This is a genomic window from Kitasatospora sp. NPDC051702, assembly GCF_040681575.1.
In the GTDB taxonomy this organism is placed as follows: Bacteria; Actinomycetota; Actinomycetes; order Streptomycetales; family Streptomycetaceae; genus Kitasatospora.
In genome coordinates this window covers 60,568-77,763 of sequence record NZ_JBFAZB010000048.1, presented here as the reverse complement: position 1 = coordinate 77,763, position 17,196 = coordinate 60,568, and the positions used below count along the sequence as shown (strand labels likewise).

14 protein-coding genes and 1 rRNA gene are annotated in these 17,196 nt (G+C 72.7%); 9 read left to right on the top strand and 6 right to left on the bottom strand.

Going from position 1 to position 17,196, the window contains the following annotated elements:
• Window positions 1-77 (top strand): 5S ribosomal RNA (gene rrf, locus AB0N04_RS31120); the annotation flags it as partial.
• Window positions 78-290: 213 nt separating this feature from the next.
• Here rrf and AB0N04_RS31115 read toward each other — a convergent pair.
• From AB0N04_RS31115 to AB0N04_RS31100, 4 genes are all read right to left on the bottom strand, one after another.
• The gene (locus AB0N04_RS31115; protein WP_360214046.1) at window positions 291-950 is read right to left on the bottom strand and encodes an ATP-binding cassette domain-containing protein; all 660 of its coding nucleotides are present in this window, start codon (window positions 948-950) and stop codon (window positions 291-293) included.
• A gap of 289 nt (window positions 951-1,239) precedes the next feature.
• A complete protein-coding gene (locus AB0N04_RS31110; protein WP_360214048.1) occupies window positions 1,240-2,043 on the bottom strand; it encodes a winged helix-turn-helix domain-containing protein in 804 nt (267 codons plus the stop codon).
• A 117-nt stretch (window positions 2,044-2,160) separates the two neighbouring features.
• Window positions 2,161-2,790: a hypothetical protein gene (locus AB0N04_RS31105; RefSeq protein WP_360214050.1), complete on the bottom strand. Its 630-nt coding sequence runs from the start codon at window positions 2,788-2,790 to the stop codon at window positions 2,161-2,163.
• Window positions 2,791-3,550: 760 nt separating this feature from the next.
• Window positions 3,551-3,979, bottom strand: coding sequence for a hypothetical protein (locus tag AB0N04_RS31100; RefSeq protein WP_360214052.1), 429 nt, complete (start codon window positions 3,977-3,979; stop codon window positions 3,551-3,553).
• A gap of 318 nt (window positions 3,980-4,297) precedes the next feature.
• Between AB0N04_RS31100 and leuC the strand changes: the two genes are divergently transcribed.
• From leuC to AB0N04_RS31075, 5 genes are read left to right on the top strand one after another with little or no spacing between them, the layout of a single operon-like run.
• Entirely contained in the window at window positions 4,298-5,698 is a 1,401-nt protein-coding gene (gene leuC, locus AB0N04_RS31095) for a 3-isopropylmalate dehydratase large subunit (RefSeq protein WP_360214054.1), read from the top strand.
• Between the two features lie 36 nt (window positions 5,699-5,734).
• The gene (gene leuD, locus AB0N04_RS31090) at window positions 5,735-6,382 is read left to right on the top strand and encodes a 3-isopropylmalate dehydratase small subunit (protein ID WP_360214056.1); all 648 of its coding nucleotides are present in this window, start codon (window positions 5,735-5,737) and stop codon (window positions 6,380-6,382) included.
• Window positions 6,379-7,590, top strand: coding sequence for a pyridoxal phosphate-dependent aminotransferase (locus AB0N04_RS31085; protein ID WP_360214058.1), 1,212 nt, complete (start codon window positions 6,379-6,381; stop codon window positions 7,588-7,590). Before leuD ends, AB0N04_RS31085 begins: the two co-directional genes overlap by 4 nt.
• The gene (locus AB0N04_RS31080; protein ID WP_360214060.1) at window positions 7,587-8,615 is read left to right on the top strand and encodes a TauD/TfdA family dioxygenase; all 1,029 of its coding nucleotides are present in this window, start codon (window positions 7,587-7,589) and stop codon (window positions 8,613-8,615) included. Before AB0N04_RS31085 ends, AB0N04_RS31080 begins: the two co-directional genes overlap by 4 nt.
• Window positions 8,612-9,958 (top strand): MFS transporter, encoded by a 1,347-nt coding sequence (locus AB0N04_RS31075; protein ID WP_360214062.1) that lies wholly within the window; start codon window positions 8,612-8,614, stop codon window positions 9,956-9,958. Before AB0N04_RS31080 ends, AB0N04_RS31075 begins: the two co-directional genes overlap by 4 nt.
• Before the next feature lie 121 nt (window positions 9,959-10,079).
• Here the strand turns inward: AB0N04_RS31075 and AB0N04_RS31070 are convergent, their stop codons facing one another.
• On the bottom strand, window positions 10,080-10,724 hold the full coding sequence (locus AB0N04_RS31070; protein ID WP_360214064.1) for a response regulator transcription factor: 645 nt from the start codon (window positions 10,722-10,724) through the stop codon (window positions 10,080-10,082).
• Complete coding sequence (locus AB0N04_RS31065) at window positions 10,712-12,052, bottom strand: sensor domain-containing protein (protein ID WP_360214066.1); 1,341 nt, start codon at window positions 12,050-12,052, stop codon at window positions 10,712-10,714. Before AB0N04_RS31065 ends, AB0N04_RS31070 begins: the two co-directional genes overlap by 13 nt.
• 244 nt (window positions 12,053-12,296) lie before the next feature.
• On the opposite strand from AB0N04_RS31065, the gene AB0N04_RS31060 reads away from it, so the two are divergent.
• The 3 genes from AB0N04_RS31060 (at window position 12,297) to AB0N04_RS31050 (ending at window position 17,186) form a co-directional block, all read left to right on the top strand.
• The gene (locus AB0N04_RS31060) at window positions 12,297-13,031 is read left to right on the top strand and encodes an ABC transporter ATP-binding protein (RefSeq protein ID WP_360214112.1); all 735 of its coding nucleotides are present in this window, start codon (window positions 12,297-12,299) and stop codon (window positions 13,029-13,031) included.
• A 3-nt stretch (window positions 13,032-13,034) separates the two neighbouring features.
• Complete coding sequence (locus AB0N04_RS31055; RefSeq protein ID WP_360214068.1) at window positions 13,035-15,605, top strand: FtsX-like permease family protein; 2,571 nt, start codon at window positions 13,035-13,037, stop codon at window positions 15,603-15,605.
• A gap of 366 nt (window positions 15,606-15,971) precedes the next feature.
• Window positions 15,972-17,186: a serine hydrolase domain-containing protein gene (locus tag AB0N04_RS31050; protein WP_360214070.1), complete on the top strand. Its 1,215-nt coding sequence runs from the start codon at window positions 15,972-15,974 to the stop codon at window positions 17,184-17,186.
• The last annotated feature ends 10 nt before the right edge of the window (window positions 17,187-17,196 follow it).

Here is a 17,196-nt window from a genome sequence, read left to right as displayed (position 1 = left end):
CGAACCCGGAAGCTAAGCCTCACAGCGCCGATGGTACTGCAGGGGGGACCCTGTGGGAGAGTAGGACGCCGCCGAACAATTCTTCGAGAAAACCCTCGCCGGGGCACCCGGCGGGGGTTTTCTGCATTTCCGCACGCGGACCGGGCGTGGGGGAGCCGCGGGGGGAGGACGCCGCGGGGCCTTCCGGTGGGGGTGGGCCGGGCCGGGTCCGGCGGGGGAGGTGCCGGAGAGGGGGGCGCTGCGGCCGCGGAGGCGCCGGGGGGGAGGGGGCGCCGGGGAGGCGCGGTGGTTCAGGGGGTCGCGGATCTGCGGAGCTGCCGGAGGCAGGCGGCGATCTCGGCCGGCGTCGACGGGCCGAGGGCGTCGGCGAGGCGGCCGTTGTGGAGGAAGACGACGCTGTCGGCGCTGGCGGCGGCTTCGGGGTCGGTGGTGACGAGGACCGCCGTGACGTCGAGGGCCTGGACCGCGCGGCGCAGCGAGGCGCCGACGGCGCGCGCGAGTTCGGGCGAGTCGTCGTGTCCGGGGGCGTCGACCAGGAGCAGCCGTGGTGAGCCGGCCAGCAGGCGGGCCAGCATCGCGTTGTGCTGCTGTGTCCGGCCGAGCTTGCGCAGCGGCCGCCGCCAGAACCAGAGCCGGGTGACCCGGCTGATCTGCCAGGCCTGGCGGCGGCCGAGCCGGGGCGTGCCCGGGTCGACGAACTCACGGACCGTCACGTTCGGGTGGACGGGCTCGTGTTGGCCCCAGAGCGCGCCGACGGCACCCCGTTCACCGTCGGCCCAGTGGACCGTGCCGGTGGACGGGGTGGTGAGGCCGGCCATGCACTCCAGCAGCGCCGTGGTGCTGGCGCGTTCGTCCCCCATGACGGCGCAGAAGCGTCCTTTTCGAACGCCGAGCGAGAACTCGCGCAGCACCGCCGTGGGACCGTTCGTGCCCGGGTGGATTTTCGACACGTTTTCCAGCGTGACGGCACAGCCAGGTGCGGCTTCCCGCTCGGCCGGTGCTCCTCCCATCATGAATCCGCTCCCAGGCTTCCGTAAATGATGCGTGCGGCGACAAGGCATCGTGCTTGCATGCCCCGAACCTACTCGCTCGTAATGGGTTTAGGCCATGCTGCCCGCATCCGTTTGTATGGTGCACTTTCCTAGACCATGCGTGCCGGATCAGGATCGTGCCGGTGGTGGTGCCGCCGGTTCGTCGGTTCGGGGATCGTCGGAATAGGGCGAATTGTCAGAGAATTAGTCAGACCAGCGGATCTCCGCGCAGAAGGGCCCCGCCCAGCGGGGTCAGGGTGTGGTGGACCTTGTTGAGCGAGCGCAGCGTGGTGATGAGGCCGGCGGCCCGCAGGACGGCGGTGTGCTGGCTCGCGGCGGCCGTGGAGATGCCCACCAGCTCGCCGACCTCGGTGGTGGTGCAGGTGGTCGTCAGGACCTGCAGGACGGCCGCCCTGGTGCGCCCCAGGAGGGCTCCCAGGGCCTGGTCGCCGTCGGGCGCCGGATCCCACAGGTTCTCCCGCTCGCGGGGGACCGGGATGGGGTAGAGCAGCAGCAGGGGGCGGTTGCCCTGCTGCTCGATGAGGATCGGCGACCGGGAGAACAGGAACAGCGACGGGGCGATCTCCAGGCCGGTCGCCTCGAGCTTGATGTCGTTCCCGGTGCCGGGGACCTCCAGGACCGGCGGGCGCCAGCGGATCGCCGGGTGGAGCGTGCTGAGCAGCTGGTCGACCCCGCCGCTCATCATGATCTGCGCCCGGGCGTTGCGGTCCACCTCCAGGAGGGTCGAGACCTGGCTCCAGTACGGCTCGACCGCGATGCGGTGGAATGTCTCCAGATCGCGCAGGACGCGCGGTCGGAAGTCGGTTCCGGAGCCGGCCGAGGCGGAGTGTTCGAGAATTCGGTAGAGGTCCGGGAAAGGTCGTACGGTGCGGGCGAGTTCGGCCAGTGCCCGGCCGTCCCGTTCACCCGCGACCCGGCGGCGCCAGGAATGGAAAACCGGTCCTCCGCCGCCCGTGGCGAAGGTTTCCAGTGCGCACAGTGCCTCTCTCATCGGATCCGGATGTGCGGCCGACGACACTTTGGCCAGACTTGCCGGACTGAAGAATATGCGTCGCATTGCCAAGTCCCCCTTGAGGTCCGACGCGTTCGTGATCGGAGGTAATCGTTCTCAGGCCGGCATGGCGGCTGCTTCGATCACGTCCTCGGACGCACGGTCGGGCTCGTCGGGGAGAATCGGATAGAAGAGCGTCGGTCCGTCGGCAATGGCGTGGTCGTCCACCAGGACCGGGGAATCCGGCGCCAGGAAGTAGGACGGGGCGATCGTCAGCCCGACGTCCTCCAGCCGCAGGTCCTCGCTCTGCCCGGGAATCTCCAGCGAGCAGGTGGACAGCCGGAGCGTCGGGTGGAGGGTGCTCAACAGGCTTCGCGCGCCGCAGTCCTGGAGGATTTCCAGCCGCTTCGTGCGCTCGCTCTGGACGGTGTGCGAGATGACGTCCCAGTGGGGGGCGACCATGATGCGGTAGAAGGACTCCAGGTCCCGCAGGAGGCGGGTGTCGGCGCTGGTCCCGCCCTGTCGGGCGCGCCGGATCATGGTGTCCATGTCGGGGAACGGGCGGATGGTCCGGGCGAGTTCGACGAGCCGCCGGGTGGAGCCCAGGCGGTGGGCCGGGGCGAGCCGGCGCGCCGGGCCCGCGGGGCGGGTTTTATGCCATCGCAGCCGGCGTTTCGACTGGCGGTGTCGGGAGGCCAGCAGGTCCAGGGCGAAGAGTGATTCGCTGACCCAGTCAGGGGTCGGCATGATACGCGTTCTCAACAGGCTTGCCGACGTGAAGTGCAGACGTGGCACGAGTCCCCCATGAATGCCGTTGATGTGTGCGGGTCGGGAACGGGATCCACGGTGAGGTGGAAAGCCGACCCTGCGGTTCCGCAAGGTCGGCATGGCCATGCCCGTTCCCGTACCTACTACGCTACGTCGCACTTTAGGGGGGTGACAGTCGAGTCTTCGCCAGTTCGAAGGTGCAGTTCTCTGCACCTGATCCGGATAGCGGACTCGACTCGCTCCGCCCGCCTCCCGGGGCGGTCGTGACCCCAGGGGCGGAAGTGACGAGAGGGGCCGGAGGGGCCGGTGGGGTGATCGGCGCGGACCCCTCCGCGGGGTCGGACGCGGTCACGCACCCGGGTCCGGACACGGGTCCGCGCCCTCGGCGGACCAGCCAAGAGCGCGGAAGTTCCTCCGGCGCGGGACCGATGTCCCGTCAGAGCGTGATGAGCACGTTGATCAGAACGCCAACGGCGACCACGGCGAGGACGACCCAGGGCCACATGGGGCGTTCCTTAGTGGGCTTCCAGCCGGTCGAATCGGGCATGACTGCTCCTGGCTTGTATTGGTACGGGGAGGTTTACGGCCGGGCCCCTCGGAAGACGGGGGACCCAACGAGGGGCCCGGCCAAGGGAATCGGTGCGGGAACTGTTTGTGCCCTGTTCACCGATTCCGGTCTGGGTTCACCGCGGCGCTCGACGGGAACGCCGGCGGTGACGCTGGTTCGGAAGACCAGTCCTCACGGGTAGTCGTGGTGGTCGAGGCAGGTCTGGCGCAGTTCCTTGATGCGGTCGTTCTGCTCTCCGATGTAACCCACCACGGTGCGCGCCGTACCCTTCTCCCGGATGTCGGCGTTGCGCATCTTCTCGGCGGTCGAGTGGATCGCGTCGCGGAGCTTGTCGTCGGGCGCCTGTTTGGACAGCCCGTCGAGCTCGTCGGCCCGCTCGCGCATCTTCTTGCGGGCCTCGTCCACGTTGTCGGGGAACGGGTCGGTGAAGGTCTTGCCGAAGATCTTCGCGCACAGCTCGATCCGGTCGGCCGCCTTGGTGCTGACCTCGCAGGCGGACGTTCCCGCGCCGACCAGGAGCGCGGCGGCCAGGGCCAGAACCGCTGTTCTGCTCCGCCGGCCTCCTGGCCCGGCCCCGCGGCTCCTCCGCGTGGGGTGCATGCTTCCTCCCTGGCTCCCGTGGGATCCGATGTGATGTGCCCGTCCTCCCGGCGTCGCTGCCGCCGTCGGATGACTCCATCCTGACGCCCGGCGAAGTGGTTTTCATGGGGGCTTACTTCCGATCGAAGGTGCAGTTCTCTGCACCTTTCTTCGTGCACGCCGGCGACTGTCCTGCGCGTTTTCGGCCCCGCTTAAAGACGTGGTGGGGGGTGGGCGCGGACATGGAGGCTGAGATCCGTACGGCCGGGGCGACGGGCGGTACCCGGGGTTCCGCCCCAGGGCCGTGCTGCACGGGGAGCGCAGGAGAGAGGGACGACGATGGGCCCAGCACGGACACTCGCGGAGAAGCTGTGGGAGCGCCACGTGGTGGCCTCCCGGCCCGGCGGACCGGACCTCCTCTACATCGACCTGCACCTGACCCACGAGGCCACCTCGCCGCAGGCCTTCGACGGGCTGCGGCTGGCCGGCCGCGGCGTCCGGCGCCCGGGGCTCACCCTGGCGCTGGAGGACCACAACGTGGCCACCACGCCCGACGCGGTCCTCGACCCGGTGAGCCTCGTCCAGCTGCGGACGCTGCGCCGCAACTGCGCCGAACAGGGCGTCGAGCTCTACTCGGTGGGACACCGGCGACAGGGCATCGTGCACGTCGTCGGGCCCGAGCTCGGCCTGGTCCAGCCCGGCATGACGATCGTCTGCGGAGACAGCCACACCGCCACCCACGGGGCCTTCGGCGCGCTCGCCTTCGGCATCGGCACCAGCGACGTCGAGCACGTGCTGGCCACCCAGTGCCTGGAGATCGCCCGGCCGCGCACGCTCGCCGTCGAGTTCACCGGCCGGCTCCCCGCGGAGGTGGGGGCGAAGGAGCTGATCCTCGCGCTGATCGCCCGGATCGGCGCCAACGGGGCGCAGGGCCACCTCATCGAGTACCGCGGCGAGGCGGTGCGCGGGCTCTCCATGGAGGCCCGGATGACGCTCTGCAACATGAGCATCGAGGCCGGTGCCCGGGCCGGGATCGTCGCACCCGACGACACCACCCTGGAGTACCTGCGCGGCCGCCCGCACGCCCCCACCGGGGCGCGCTGGGACGAGGCCGTCGCCGACTGGGCCACCCTGGTCACCGACCCCGGCGCGGTGTTCGACCGTACCGTCGAGCTCGACGTGAGCGCGCTGACCCCGCTCGTCACCTGGGGCACCAACCCCGCCCAGACCGTGCCGCTGGCCGACGTCGTCCCGGACCCGCGCGGCTTCGCCGACCCGCTCGAACTCGCCTCCGCCGAAAGGGCGCTGGAGTACATGGGGCTGCGGCCCGGCACGCCGATGCGGGACCTCGCCATCGACGTGGTCTTCCTCGGCTCCTGCACCAACGGCCGGCTCGAGGACCTGCGCTCCGCGGCCGGCGTGCTGCGCGGGCGCAGCGTCGCCGACGGGACCAGGATGCTGGTCGTCCCCGGCTCGATGCAGGTGCGCGCCGAGGCCGAGGCGGAGGGGCTGCACGAGGTCTTCCTGGCCGCCGGTGCCGAGTGGCGCCTGCCCGGCTGCTCGATGTGCCTGGGCATGAACACGGACCGTCTCGAGGGCGTCGAGCGCTGCGCCTCCACCTCGAACCGCAACTTCGAAGGCCGGCAGGGCGCGCGGGCCCGCACCCACCTGGTGTCGCCGGCGGTCGCCGCCGCCACGGCGGTGGCCGGGCGGCTCGCGGCCCCCGCCGACCTGGCCTGACCGCCCCCGGCCCGGCCGGAGAGAGGACAGCACAGCATGGAACCCTTCGTGGAACACCACGGACGCGCGGTCGCCCTGCGCCGCGACGACATCGACACCGACCAGATCCTGCCCGGAGAGTTCTGCAAGCGGGTCACCAAGTCCGGTTACCAGGACGGGCTGTTCGCGCGCTGGCGGGCCCAGGGCGGCTTCGTCCTGGAGGAGCCCCGGCACGCGGGCGCGACCGTCCTGCTGGCCGGCCGGGACTTCGGCATCGGCAGCTCCCGGGAGCACGCCGTGTGGGCGCTGCGCGACGGGGGCTTCCGCGCGGTGGTGGCCACCGGCTTCGGTGACATCTTCCGCCGCAACGCCCTCAACAACGGGCTCGTCCCCGTCGACCTGCCGACCCCGGTGGTCGAGCCGCTGATGGACCTCGCCGAGTCCGCCGGGGGCCTGACGGTCACCGTGGACCTGCGGGCCGGCCTGCTGCGCTGGCCCGGCGGCGAGCACCCGTTCACCGTGGACGACCGGGCCCGTGCCCGGCTGCTGGAGGGGCAGGACGTGATCGCCGAGACGCTGCTGCAGGACGCCGCCATCGCGGCCTACGAGGCCCGCCGCCCGGCCTGGCTGCCGGAGATCCCGCGCGGCGCCTTCGACCGTGCGCGGCAGCAGCCGGCCGACGCGGTGGCGGGGGCGGCCCGATGACCGCCACCGCGCACCGCGACGCCGGCCGGCCCGATCCCGCGGCCCGCCCGGTGGGCGCCGGGCGGGTGGACGCGATGCCCGGCGGCGGACTGGCCGCGCTGCTCCTGGAGGGGCTGCCGCCGGGCACCGTCGACCTCGCCGTCGGCACCCCGGCCTACCCGGACACGCCGCCCGGGCTGGTCGAGGCGGCGGTGGCCGCGCTGCGCCGCGGGGTCCACCAGTACCAGGACCCGGCCGGCCTGCTCGCGCTGCGCGAGCGGATCGCCGCCGCGCTGCCCGGGGCGCCCGACCCGGTCGGCGAGATCACCGTCACCGTCGGCGGCAGCGAGGGCCTGGCCGTCGCGCTGCTCTCGCTGGTCGACCCGGGCGACGAGGTGATCGTCTTCGAGCCCTTCTACGAGAACTTCCTCAGCGCCGTCGCGCTCACCGGCGCGCGTCCGCGCCCGGTGCGGCTGCGCGAGTCCGACTGGGGCGTCGACCCGGAGGAGCTGGCGGCGGCGTTCGGCCCGCGCACCCGCGCGGTGATCGTGAACAGCCCGGCCAACCCCACCGGGGCGGTCCTGGACCGCGCCACCCTGGACCTGCTCGCCGAGCTCTGCGGCCGCTGGAACGCCACCGTCGTCTCGGACGAGGTGTACGCGGGCTACGTCTACGAGTCGGCCGGCTACCGCTCGGTCGCCGAGGTCGAGGGCCTGGCCGACCGGTCCGTGGTGGTCGGCAGCCTCTCCAAGAGCCACTCGGTCAGCGGCTGGCGGCTCGGCTTCCTGCGTGCGGCGCCGGCCCTGACCGCGCTGCTGCGCAAGGTGCACGTGGCGACCACCGGCGGCGCCGCCGCCGCCCTGCAGCACGCCGCGGCCGACGCGGACCTGCTGCTGCCGGACCGCTGGGACCACGCGGCGGGGATGCGCGAACGGCGCGACCGCACCGTGGCCCTGCTGCGGGACGCGGGCTTCGCCCTCACCCGGCCGGCCGGCGGCTGCTACGTGCTGGCCCGGATCGACGGGCTGACCGACGAGCCCAGCCCGCGGTTCGTGCGCACGCTGCTCGCCGAGACCGGCGTGCTGGTGGCGCCGGGCACCTCGTTCTTCCTCGACCCGGCCGACGGCGAGCGCTACGTCCGGGTCGCGTTCAACCGTCCGCTCCACACCCTCGACACCGCTGCCGAGCGGCTTCGCGCCCGCAGCCCGCAGAAGGGAGTCACCCAGTGACAACCGCCATCAGCATCTCGACCGAAGCGCGGTACGACGGGTTGGTCCTCGGGATCTCCGCCGACACCACGGGCAACCGGCTGGTCGACCTCGGCCGGGAGCAGGGGTCGTTCATCCGCGAGCGGATCACCGAGCACGGCGCGGTGGTGCTCAGCGGCTTCGACTGGCAGGAGTGGCCGGAGCTGGACACCTTCGTCAACGCGGTGGTCGGCCGGCCGCTCGACTACACCGAGCGCTCCTCGCCGCGCACCGAGCTGCACCCCGGGGTGTTCACCGCGACCGACCACCCGGCGACCGAGGAGATCTTCCTCCACACCGAGCAGTCGTACAACCTGAACGTCCCGCGCTACCTGTTCTTCTTCTGCCGGCAGGAGTCGCCCGACGGCGGCGCCAGCCTGCTGGCCGACTGCCGGGCCCTGTACCGCGGGCTGCCCCGGGAGACCGCCGAGCGCTTCGAGCGCGAGGGGTACCTGCTGGTCCGCAACTTCCGCCCCGGCCTGGGCCTCTCCTGGCAGGAGGCGTTCGGCACCAGCGACCCGGACGAGGTCAAGGCCTACTGCGACGCCAACCGGATCGAACTGGAGTGGCTGGAGCGCAACCACCTGCGGACCCGCCAGCTGCGCTGGGCGGTCGCCGCCCACCCGGAGACCGGCGTCCGTTCCTGGTTCAACCACCTGACCTTCTTCCACGCCCGCACCCTGCGCGAGGACGTCGCCGACTTCCTCCTGGAGGAGTACGGCCCGTGGGGCATGCCGACCAACACCTTCCACGCGGACGGCAGCGAGATCCCGGACGAGGTGGTGCACCAGCTGCAGGCCGCGTACCGGGAGCAGCAGGTCGACGTCAACGTGCACACCGGTGAGGTGCTGGTCGTGGACAACATCAGCGTGGCGCACGGGCGGGCGCCGTTCGTCCCGCCGCGCGACCTGTTCGTCAGCATGGCCGGGGCGCACGCCTGGTCGGAGCTCCGCCCGGTGGAGCGGACGTCGGCGCCGGCGGTGGCGCTGCCGACCGCGCCGCGGTGACCCCGGCCGGCACGACGGCCGACGCCGCCGACGCGGTGGCCGCCGAGCCGGGCCCGCCGCCGCTCGCCCGCAACCGCGAGTACAACCTGTTGTGGACCGCGAACGTGGTCTCCCAGCTGGGCGCGCAGGGCACGCTGATCGCCTACCCGCTGCTGGTGCTGGGCCTCGGCGGCTCCGCGTTCGAGGCCTCGCTGGCGGAGTTCGCGATCGCGGGCTCGCGGGCGCTGGCCGCGCTGCCGGCCGGCGCGCTCGCGGACCGGGTCAGCCGCAAGGCGCTGATGCTGGTCTCGGAGCTCGGGCGGGCCGTGGCCCTGGGCCTGCTGGCGCTCCTGGTGGCGCTGGGGCACGCGCCGCTGGCGGTGATCCTGGTGGTGGCGGTCGTCGAGGGGGTCTGCACCTCCCTGTTCGGCACCGCCGACCAGGCGCTGCTGCCGGGCGTCGTGCCGGCCTCGCAACTGGCCGACGCGGTGACCCGCAACACCGCCCGCTACTACCTGGCGACCATCGTGGGCCCGGGGATCGGCGGATTCCTGTACGGCGTCCAGCGGTTGCTGCCGTTCCTCACCCAGGCCGTCACCTCGGCGCTCGCCTTCGTGACGCTGCTGTTCCTGCGCCCGCCGGCGCCGCGGCCCGCCGCGGACGGCGCGGACGCCGGCGGCGGGGACGCCGCCGACGGGCCCGGCGAGGGGCCCGGCGAGGGGCCGCAGGAGAGCACCCTGCAGGCGATGGCCGCCGGGCTGCGCTGGCTGCGCGGCAACCGGCCGGTGCGGGCCACCGTGCTGCTCGGCACCGCCTTCAACCTGGTGTTCAGCGGCCTGCTGATCACCGTGGTGGTGATGGCGCAGCAGGACGGCCGGTCCGGCGCCGAGATCGGGGCCATCGGGGCGCTGATCGGCGCGGGCGGCGTGCTGGGCGCGCTGTCGGCCGGAGTGCTGCGCCGCTCGCTCACCCCGTTCACCGCGCTGATGGTGCTGACCTGGGCGAGCGCCGCCCTGGTGCCGCTGCTCGCGGTGGTGCCGACGGGCTGGCCGGCCGGGCTGGTGCTGGGCGCGGCGGCGTTCCTGGCGCCGACCGCGACCGCGCTGGTGGCCGGCCACCAGATGATGGTCACCCCGGACGCCATGCGCGGCCGGCTGGCCGGTCTGATCGGGGTGTCGATGGGCGCCGCGGCGGCGCTGGGCCCGCTGCTGTCCGGGCTGCTGCTGGAGACCGTGCACGGGGTGCCCACCGTGTTGAGCTGTGCGGCGGCGTTCCTGCTGATCGCACTCGGCGTCGCCGCCACCCCCGCGGTGCGCGCCTTCCCCGCCCTGCCCGACGACCGGGGGCATCCGCCCGGGAGTTGAGGCCCGGGATCCGAGGTCCGGGGAACAGCGGACAGGGGCGGCGCCCGAACGGCGCCGCCCCTGTCCGTCTTCGCGCGTGCCGGCCCTGACTTGCCTAGTCCGTCACCGTGCTGATCGTCCGTCAGGCCCGGAGGTAGGTCAGCACGGCGAGGACCCGGCGGTGCCCGCTGTCCGGCGTCGGCATGTCCAGCTTGGAGAAGATGTTGCCGATGTGCTTGTTCACCGAGCTCTCGGCGATGAACAGCATCTCGGCGATGGTGCCGTTGTTGCGCCCCTCCGCCATCAGGGCCAGCACCTCGCGTTCGCGCTGGGTCAGCGAGGAGAGCGGGTCGTCGCCGGCCCGGCGGACCATCAGCTGCGAGATGACCTCGGGGTCCATCGCGGTGCCGCCGTCGGCGACCCGCTCCAGCGCCTGCAGGAACTCCTCGGCGCGCCCCACCCGGTCCTTGAGCAGGTAGCCGACCCCGGAGGCGCTCTGCGCCAGCAGCTCGGTGGCGTACGCCCGTTCGACGTACTGGGAGAGCACCAGGACGGGCAGGTTGGGCAGTTGCTTGCGGGCCTCGACCACGGCCCGCAGGCCCTCGTCGCGGAAGGTGGGCGGCAGCCGGACGTCCACCACGGCGACGTCCGGGCGGTGTTCGAGCAGCGCGGGCAGCAGGTCGTCCCCGTTGTCCACGGTGGTGCACACCTCGTGGCCCTCGCTGTTGAGCAGCAGCACCAGCCCCTCACGGAGCAGGGCGTTGTCCTCGGCGATCAGGATCCGCATGGAATCTCCACCTTCAGTACGGTCGGGCCCCCGGTCGGGCTGAACAGCTCGGTGGTCCCGTCGAATGCGGCGACCCGCCGCCGGAGTCCGAGGATCCCACTCCCGGCGCCCTCGGTGGCGCCGCCCTTGCCGTCGTCCTCGACCCGGATCGAGATCGCCTCCGGGGCGATCCGCAGCCACACCAGGGCGCTGCGGGCGCCGCTGTGCTTGGCGATGTTGGTGAGCGCCTCGGAGATCACGAAGTAGGCGGCCGCCTCGGCCGCGGCGGGCGCGCGCGGCGGCGCCCCGGCCGACTCGTCGATGTCTATCCGGGTCGGGACCCCGCAGAGCGCGGTGAGCGCCCGGACGGCGTCGGTGAGTCCGCGGTCGGCGAGCACCGGCGGGTAGATGCCGCGGACCAGGTGGCGCAGCGACTCCAGGGCCTGCTCGGCCAGGTGCTGGGCGGCGTCGACCATCTCCGGCACCTGTTCCGGGCGGTGGCCCAGCGCGCGCTTGATCATGCCCAGTCGCAGCGAGACCGCCACGATGCCGGCCTGGGCGCCGTCGTGTAGGTCGCGTTCGATCCGGCGCAGCTCGGCGTCGTGCGCGTCCAGCGCCTCGGCGCGGGTCACCGCGAGTTCGCGGACGCGCTGGGCGAGCGCGACCCGGGCGCGGGCGGTCAGCAGCCGGCGCGACATCCGGGCGTGCACCAGGGCCAGCCCGCGCATCGCGGCCATCGCCACCACGGCGTAGCCGATGCCGATGAACAGCGCCAGGAACGCCTTCGCCCAACCGTCGACGTTCATCAGGATGATGGAGTTGCGCTCGTTCTCGGCGAGCTTCCACCACACCGGTGCGGAGAGCCAGTTGAAGGCGTTGCCGCAGATGCTCAGGGCGAAGATGGACAGCGCCGAGCCGACCACGCCGTGGGTGATCAGCCAGACCAGGTCCTTGCGGACCGCCGGGTCGCGCAGCGAGGGCTTGCGGGGGCCGGTGCGGCCGGGTTCGAGGTCGCGGTAGGGGCTGCGGACCGTGGTCTCCAGCAGCCGCCCCACCCGCCTGCGGTGGAACTCGGCGTAGCTGCGCAGCAGCCGCAGGGTCCGCGGAAGCAGCAGGAAGCCGGTGCCGACCAGGCAGAGCGCGAAGACGACGGCGATCAGGTAGAACAGCACCAGACCGGCGAGGCCGGTCATCAGGCAGAGCAGCATGTAGCCGGCGGCCGGAGGGAAACGGGCCAGCGTCTGGCGGATCCACTGCTCCGGTTCCAGCCGCCGTAACTCCGCGATGCCGGGTGCCCGTACGGCTCCCAGAACTCCTCGTACGGCTTCTGAAACCTTCCGAGTGAACATCCCGATCACCCTACCACCGTCCCAAATCCGGCGCGGGGTGGCACTTTTCTGCACCATCGAGTCTCCAGTTCGTGCCCTGGTCCGGGCCCTGCCGCGGGACCTACCTTCGTGAACGTCAAGTGGTGCGTGCGAGTGGTGGAGGCCGGAAGTGAGCAGAAAGGCACGGGGAGCGCGGACGGAGGAGCTCCAGGGCGCGGCGCAGGAGGAGTACGCGAATCCGCCGCGGCCGGACGGGAGTGCCGCTCTGGACGCGCACTGGGTGGTCCGCCTCGACGGGGTCCGCAAGACGTACGGCAAGGGCGCCGGGGCCGTGCACGCGCTGCGCGACCTCTCCCTCGCCTTCGCCCGGGGCACCTTCACCGCGGTGATGGGCCCCTCCGGGGCGGGCAAGAGCACCTTCCTGCACTGCGCGGCCGGGCTGGACCGCCCGGACGCCGGTTCGGTGGTGCTGGGCGGTACGGAGCTGGCGCAGCTGAGCGAGGTCGAGCTGACGATCATGCGCCGGGAGCGGGTCGGCTTCATCTTCCAGGCGTACAACCTGATGTCGGCGTTGACCGTCGCCGACAACATCACGCTCCCGCTGATGCTCGCCGACCGCCGGCCGGACCACCAGTGGCTGCAGCAGGTCGTGACGCAGGTGGGACTGTCCGACCGGATGGGCCACCGGCCGTCCGAGCTCTCCGGCGGTCAGCAGCAGCGCGTGGCGATCGCCCGGGCGCTGGCGGCCCGGCCGGAGGTGGTCTTCGCCGACGAGCCGACCGGTGCGCTGGACACCCGCACCGCCCGCCAGGTGCTGCAGCTGCTGCGCGAGGTGGTGGACGGCCTCGGGCAGACCGTGATCATGGTGACCCACGACCCGGTCGCCGCCTCCTACGCCCACCGCGTGGTGTTCCTCGCGGACGGCAGCTACGCCGAGGAGATGACGCACCCCACCCCGGACCGGGTGGCCGAGCGGATGACCCGGCTGGGGGAGTGGTGAGTCGTGTTCAGGCTCGTCGTACAGACCGTCAAGGAGCGTAAGGCCGGATTCGTCGGGGCGTTCGTCGCCCTGTTCGGCGCGTCCGTGCTCATCACGGCCTTCGGCATCATCCTGCAGTCCGGCATCGGCAACGGGGTGCCGGTCCAGCGCTACTCCGGCGCCGCGGTCGTGGTCGGCGGTCAGAAGCACTTCACGGTCCACGAGGCCAAGAAGAGCAAGTCCAAGGACCTCAAGGACGCCGTCGGCGTCCCCGTCGACCTGGTCGACAAGGTGGCCCGGACCGAGGGCGTAGACCGCGCGGTGCCGGTGCTCACCTTCCCCGCGCAGGTCGTCTCCAACGACGGCGAGCAGCTCGTCAAGGGCGCCGACGACCGGACGACCAACGGCACCAACTGGGGCGCGGCGGCGCTCGGCCCGTACGACCGGGCCGGCGACGAGCCGCGGCGCGCCGGTGAGGTGGTGCTGGAGAAGTCCGTCGCCGACCACCGCAAGGTGAAGGTGGGCGACAGCGTCAGGATCGCCTCCACCCGGGACGCCTCCTCGTACCGGGTCGTCGGCATCGTGACCTACAAGGGCGGCGGCGGGGCGCTGCGCACCCCGCCGCTGTTCTTCTCCGACGACGAGGCGCGCACCCTGTTCGGCCGCACCGACCAGGTCAGCGCCATCGGCGTGCTGGCACCCGGCGGCACGAACGCGGGCAAGCTCGCCGACCGGATCGAGAAGGCGCTCAAGGGCGCCCGCACCGACGTCTACACCGGCGACGGGCGCAGCAGCGTGGAGAACCCCGACGTCGCCTCGGCCCGGGGCAGCCTCAAGGAGCTGGCCGGCTCGCTCGGCGGCACCGTCGTGCTGATCACCATGATGGTGGTGGGCAGCACCCTGGCGCTCAGCGTGCACCAGCGGCGGCGCGAGCTGGCGCTGCTGCGCGCGGTCGGTGCCACGCCCAAGCAGATCCACAAGATGATCTCCGGCGAGGCGCTGGTGATCTCGCTGGTCGCCTCGGTGCTGGGCTGCTTCCCCGGCATGATCGCCGCGGGCATCCTGCGCGGGGCGCTCGGGGCCATCGGCATCCTGCCCGACGACTTCGAGTTCTCCTACGGCCCGATCCCGGCGATCGCGGCGGTGGGCATCGGGGTGATCGCCGCGCAGGTGGCGGCGTTCGCGGTGGCCCGCCGGGTGGTGTCGATCCGGCCGGTGGAGGCGCTCAGCGAGGCCCAGACCGAGCAGCCGGGCATCGGCGGCGCGCGGGTGACCATCGGGGTCCTGCTGTTCGTCCTCGGCTTCGGCGCGTCGCTGCTGCCGCTGTTCTTCGGCAGCATCTTCGCGGTGGCCGGGGCCGGCAGCGGCGGGCTGATCATGGTGATCGCGATCCTCATGCTGGCCCCGCCGGTGGTGGCCAGGGCGACACGGCTGATGGCCGCGCCCTTCCAGCGCCGCTTCGGCACCCTCGGGTTCCTCGCGGTGGCCAACACCCGGGCCAACGCCCGCCGGCTGGCCGCCGGCATCGGCCCGCTGATCATGGCCATCGGCTTCGCCTCGGTGCAGCTGTTCATCCCGACCACCACGTCGGGTGCGGCCGAGGACCAGGCGCGGGCGGGCGTCGTCGCCGACTACACCCTGACCAGCGAGGCCGGCGGACTGCCGGTCAGCGCGCCCGGGTTCATCAGGACCCTGGACGGGGTGGACGCCGCGGCCGGGACGGTGCGGGTCGACCTCTTCGCCTCCACGAAGATGCTGGGCTCCCCGGAGATCTTCGACTACAAGGCGCAGGGGCTCACCACGGGCAACCTGGACCGGGTCCTCGACCTGGACGTCTCCGAGGGCTCGCTGGACGCCCTCACCGCGGACACCGTGGCGATCAGCAGCGGGGCGTCCGCCACGCTCGGTGCGGGCGTCGGCGGCTCCGTCAAGGTGCACATGCCGGACGGGCAGACGCTGGAGCCGAAGGTGGTGGCCGTGTACCAGCGCGGCCTGGGCTTCGGCGACATCACACTGGCCTACGACACCGTGCTGCAGCACAGTTCGCGCCGGATGTACGACTCCGTGCTGGTGCGCGTCAAGCCCGGCGCGGACCAGAAGAAGGTGATCGGCGAGCTCACCGGGCTCAACGACCGCTACCCCGGGGTGCAGGTCCGCGACAAGGGCGGGCTGTCCGCCGCCCAGCAGAAGGCCGGGGTGGCCGGCCTGGTCGGCAGTGCGCTGCCACTGGTCCTGGTCTTCGGGTACATCGCGGTGGCCGTCGCCAACACCCTGGTGATGACCACACTGGCCAGAGCACGGGAGTTCGCGCTGCTGCGGCTGGTCGGGGCGACCCCGGAACAGGTCATGCGGATGATGCGCACCGAGACGCTGATGCTGATCGTGATCGCGGTGGTGGTCGGCAGCCTGGTGCCGATCGTGCCACTGGTGACGGTCAGTCTGGGGCTGACCGGCTCGCTGGTCCCGCACATCCCCCCGCTGCTGTACCTGGCGATCGTGGCGGCGACCTCGGCCCTGGCGGCCGCCGCCGTCCTGATCCCGACCAAGCTCGCCCTGCGCGCCCGCCCGGTGGAGGCCATCGGGCTGCGCGAGTAGTCCGGAGCACGGGGGCGGCCTCGCACCGCACCCTTTGCAGCACCGACCCGCCGATGGGGTCCGCGACCGCGGACCCCATCGGCGTTTCCGGGTTTCCGGCCGGGTTTCCCGGCAGGCCGGACGGCACGTCGTTCGGCAGGTCGGACAGCAGGTCGGACGGCAGGTCGCAGTGCGGCAACCAGGGTCATTCGGCTGCAACTTAACGACCCTGACCGGCCCCGCCGCCCGGTGTTAGCCTGCATTCACCAGAACGAATTCCCCTTTTGCGTAATCCCCGTACCGACGAGCCGCGGACCGAACGCGGCCGAACGGGACTGTCGTGCTGCGCCTTTTTCGGATTCCGGTGAATGCGGTGGGTGGGTTTCAGTGAATTCACAGTCATGGCGTGAAAATGCCGGGCGGCTCGCGCGCGAACACGGCGTGCGGACGCTGCGGTGCGCCTTCTACGACGCCGGCGAACTCCGGGTCGCCGGGCCGGGCGCGGAGGCCGGGGCGGCCCCCGTCCTGCCGTTCGCCTCGCTCACCAAGCTCCTCACCGCGACGGTGGCCGTGCAGCTGGCCTTCGACGGAGACCTCGACCTGGACCGTCCGGTCGGCGAGTACCTGAACGAAGCGCCGTACTCCGCACTCGACATGACGATCCGTCATCTCCTGAGCCACTCCTCCGGACTGGTGACCGACGCCCCCGGCGGCGGCGGGCTGCGGGCCGCTGTCGAGGCGGAGCCGCTCTTCGCCCCCGGAACGGCCTTCTCCTACTCCAACGCCGGGTTCGCCCTCGCAGGGAAGGTCGTCGAGGCCGTCGCCGGGACGAGCTGGCGCACCGCCGTGACGGAGTTCCTGCTCCGGCCGCTGGGCGTCGAACCGGCCTTCCTGCCGGCCGGCGCCCACCCGCGCGACCTCGCCCCCGCGACCGCCGTCGCCGGAACCGTCACCGACCTGGTCGCCTTCGCCCGGCTGCACCTGGACGACCGCCCCGCCGCCCTGGCCGCCCTGCTCGACCGGGAGGCCGTCCACGAGATGGCCCGACAGGCCTTCGACACCCTGCCGTTCGGCCTGGCCGACGGCTGGGGTCTGGGCTGGGCCCGGTTCGGCAACGGCGCCGACCGCTGGCTCGGCCTGGACGGCGTCGGCGCCGGCGCCACCTGCCACCTGCGGATCCAGCCGGAACGCGGCACCGTCATCGCGCTGCAGGCCGACTCCCCGGCCGGGCTCGGCGCCTGGCAGGACCTGCTGGCCCTGCTCCGGGCCGACGGCGTGGACGTCCCCGGCCCCGCCCCGGCCCCCGCGGCCGGCGCCGGGCAGGAGCTGCCGGACTGCACCGGGCGATGGGCCAACGGCGAGACCGTCTACTGGATCCGCCCCGGCGCCGCGGCGGACGACCGCGCCCTGCCCGGCGCCACCGTCCTGGTCGACGACGACGGGACGGAGTACGACCTGACCGGCCGGAGCGAGCGCGTCTTCGCCGCCCGGCACCCGCGGCTGCCCGAGGTGGAACACCTCGGCCGCTTCCTGCTCGACCCGGAGACCGGGCGCGCGGACCACATGCAGTTCGGCGGCCGCGTCCTGCGACGCGTCGCCTGAACAGGCTGGA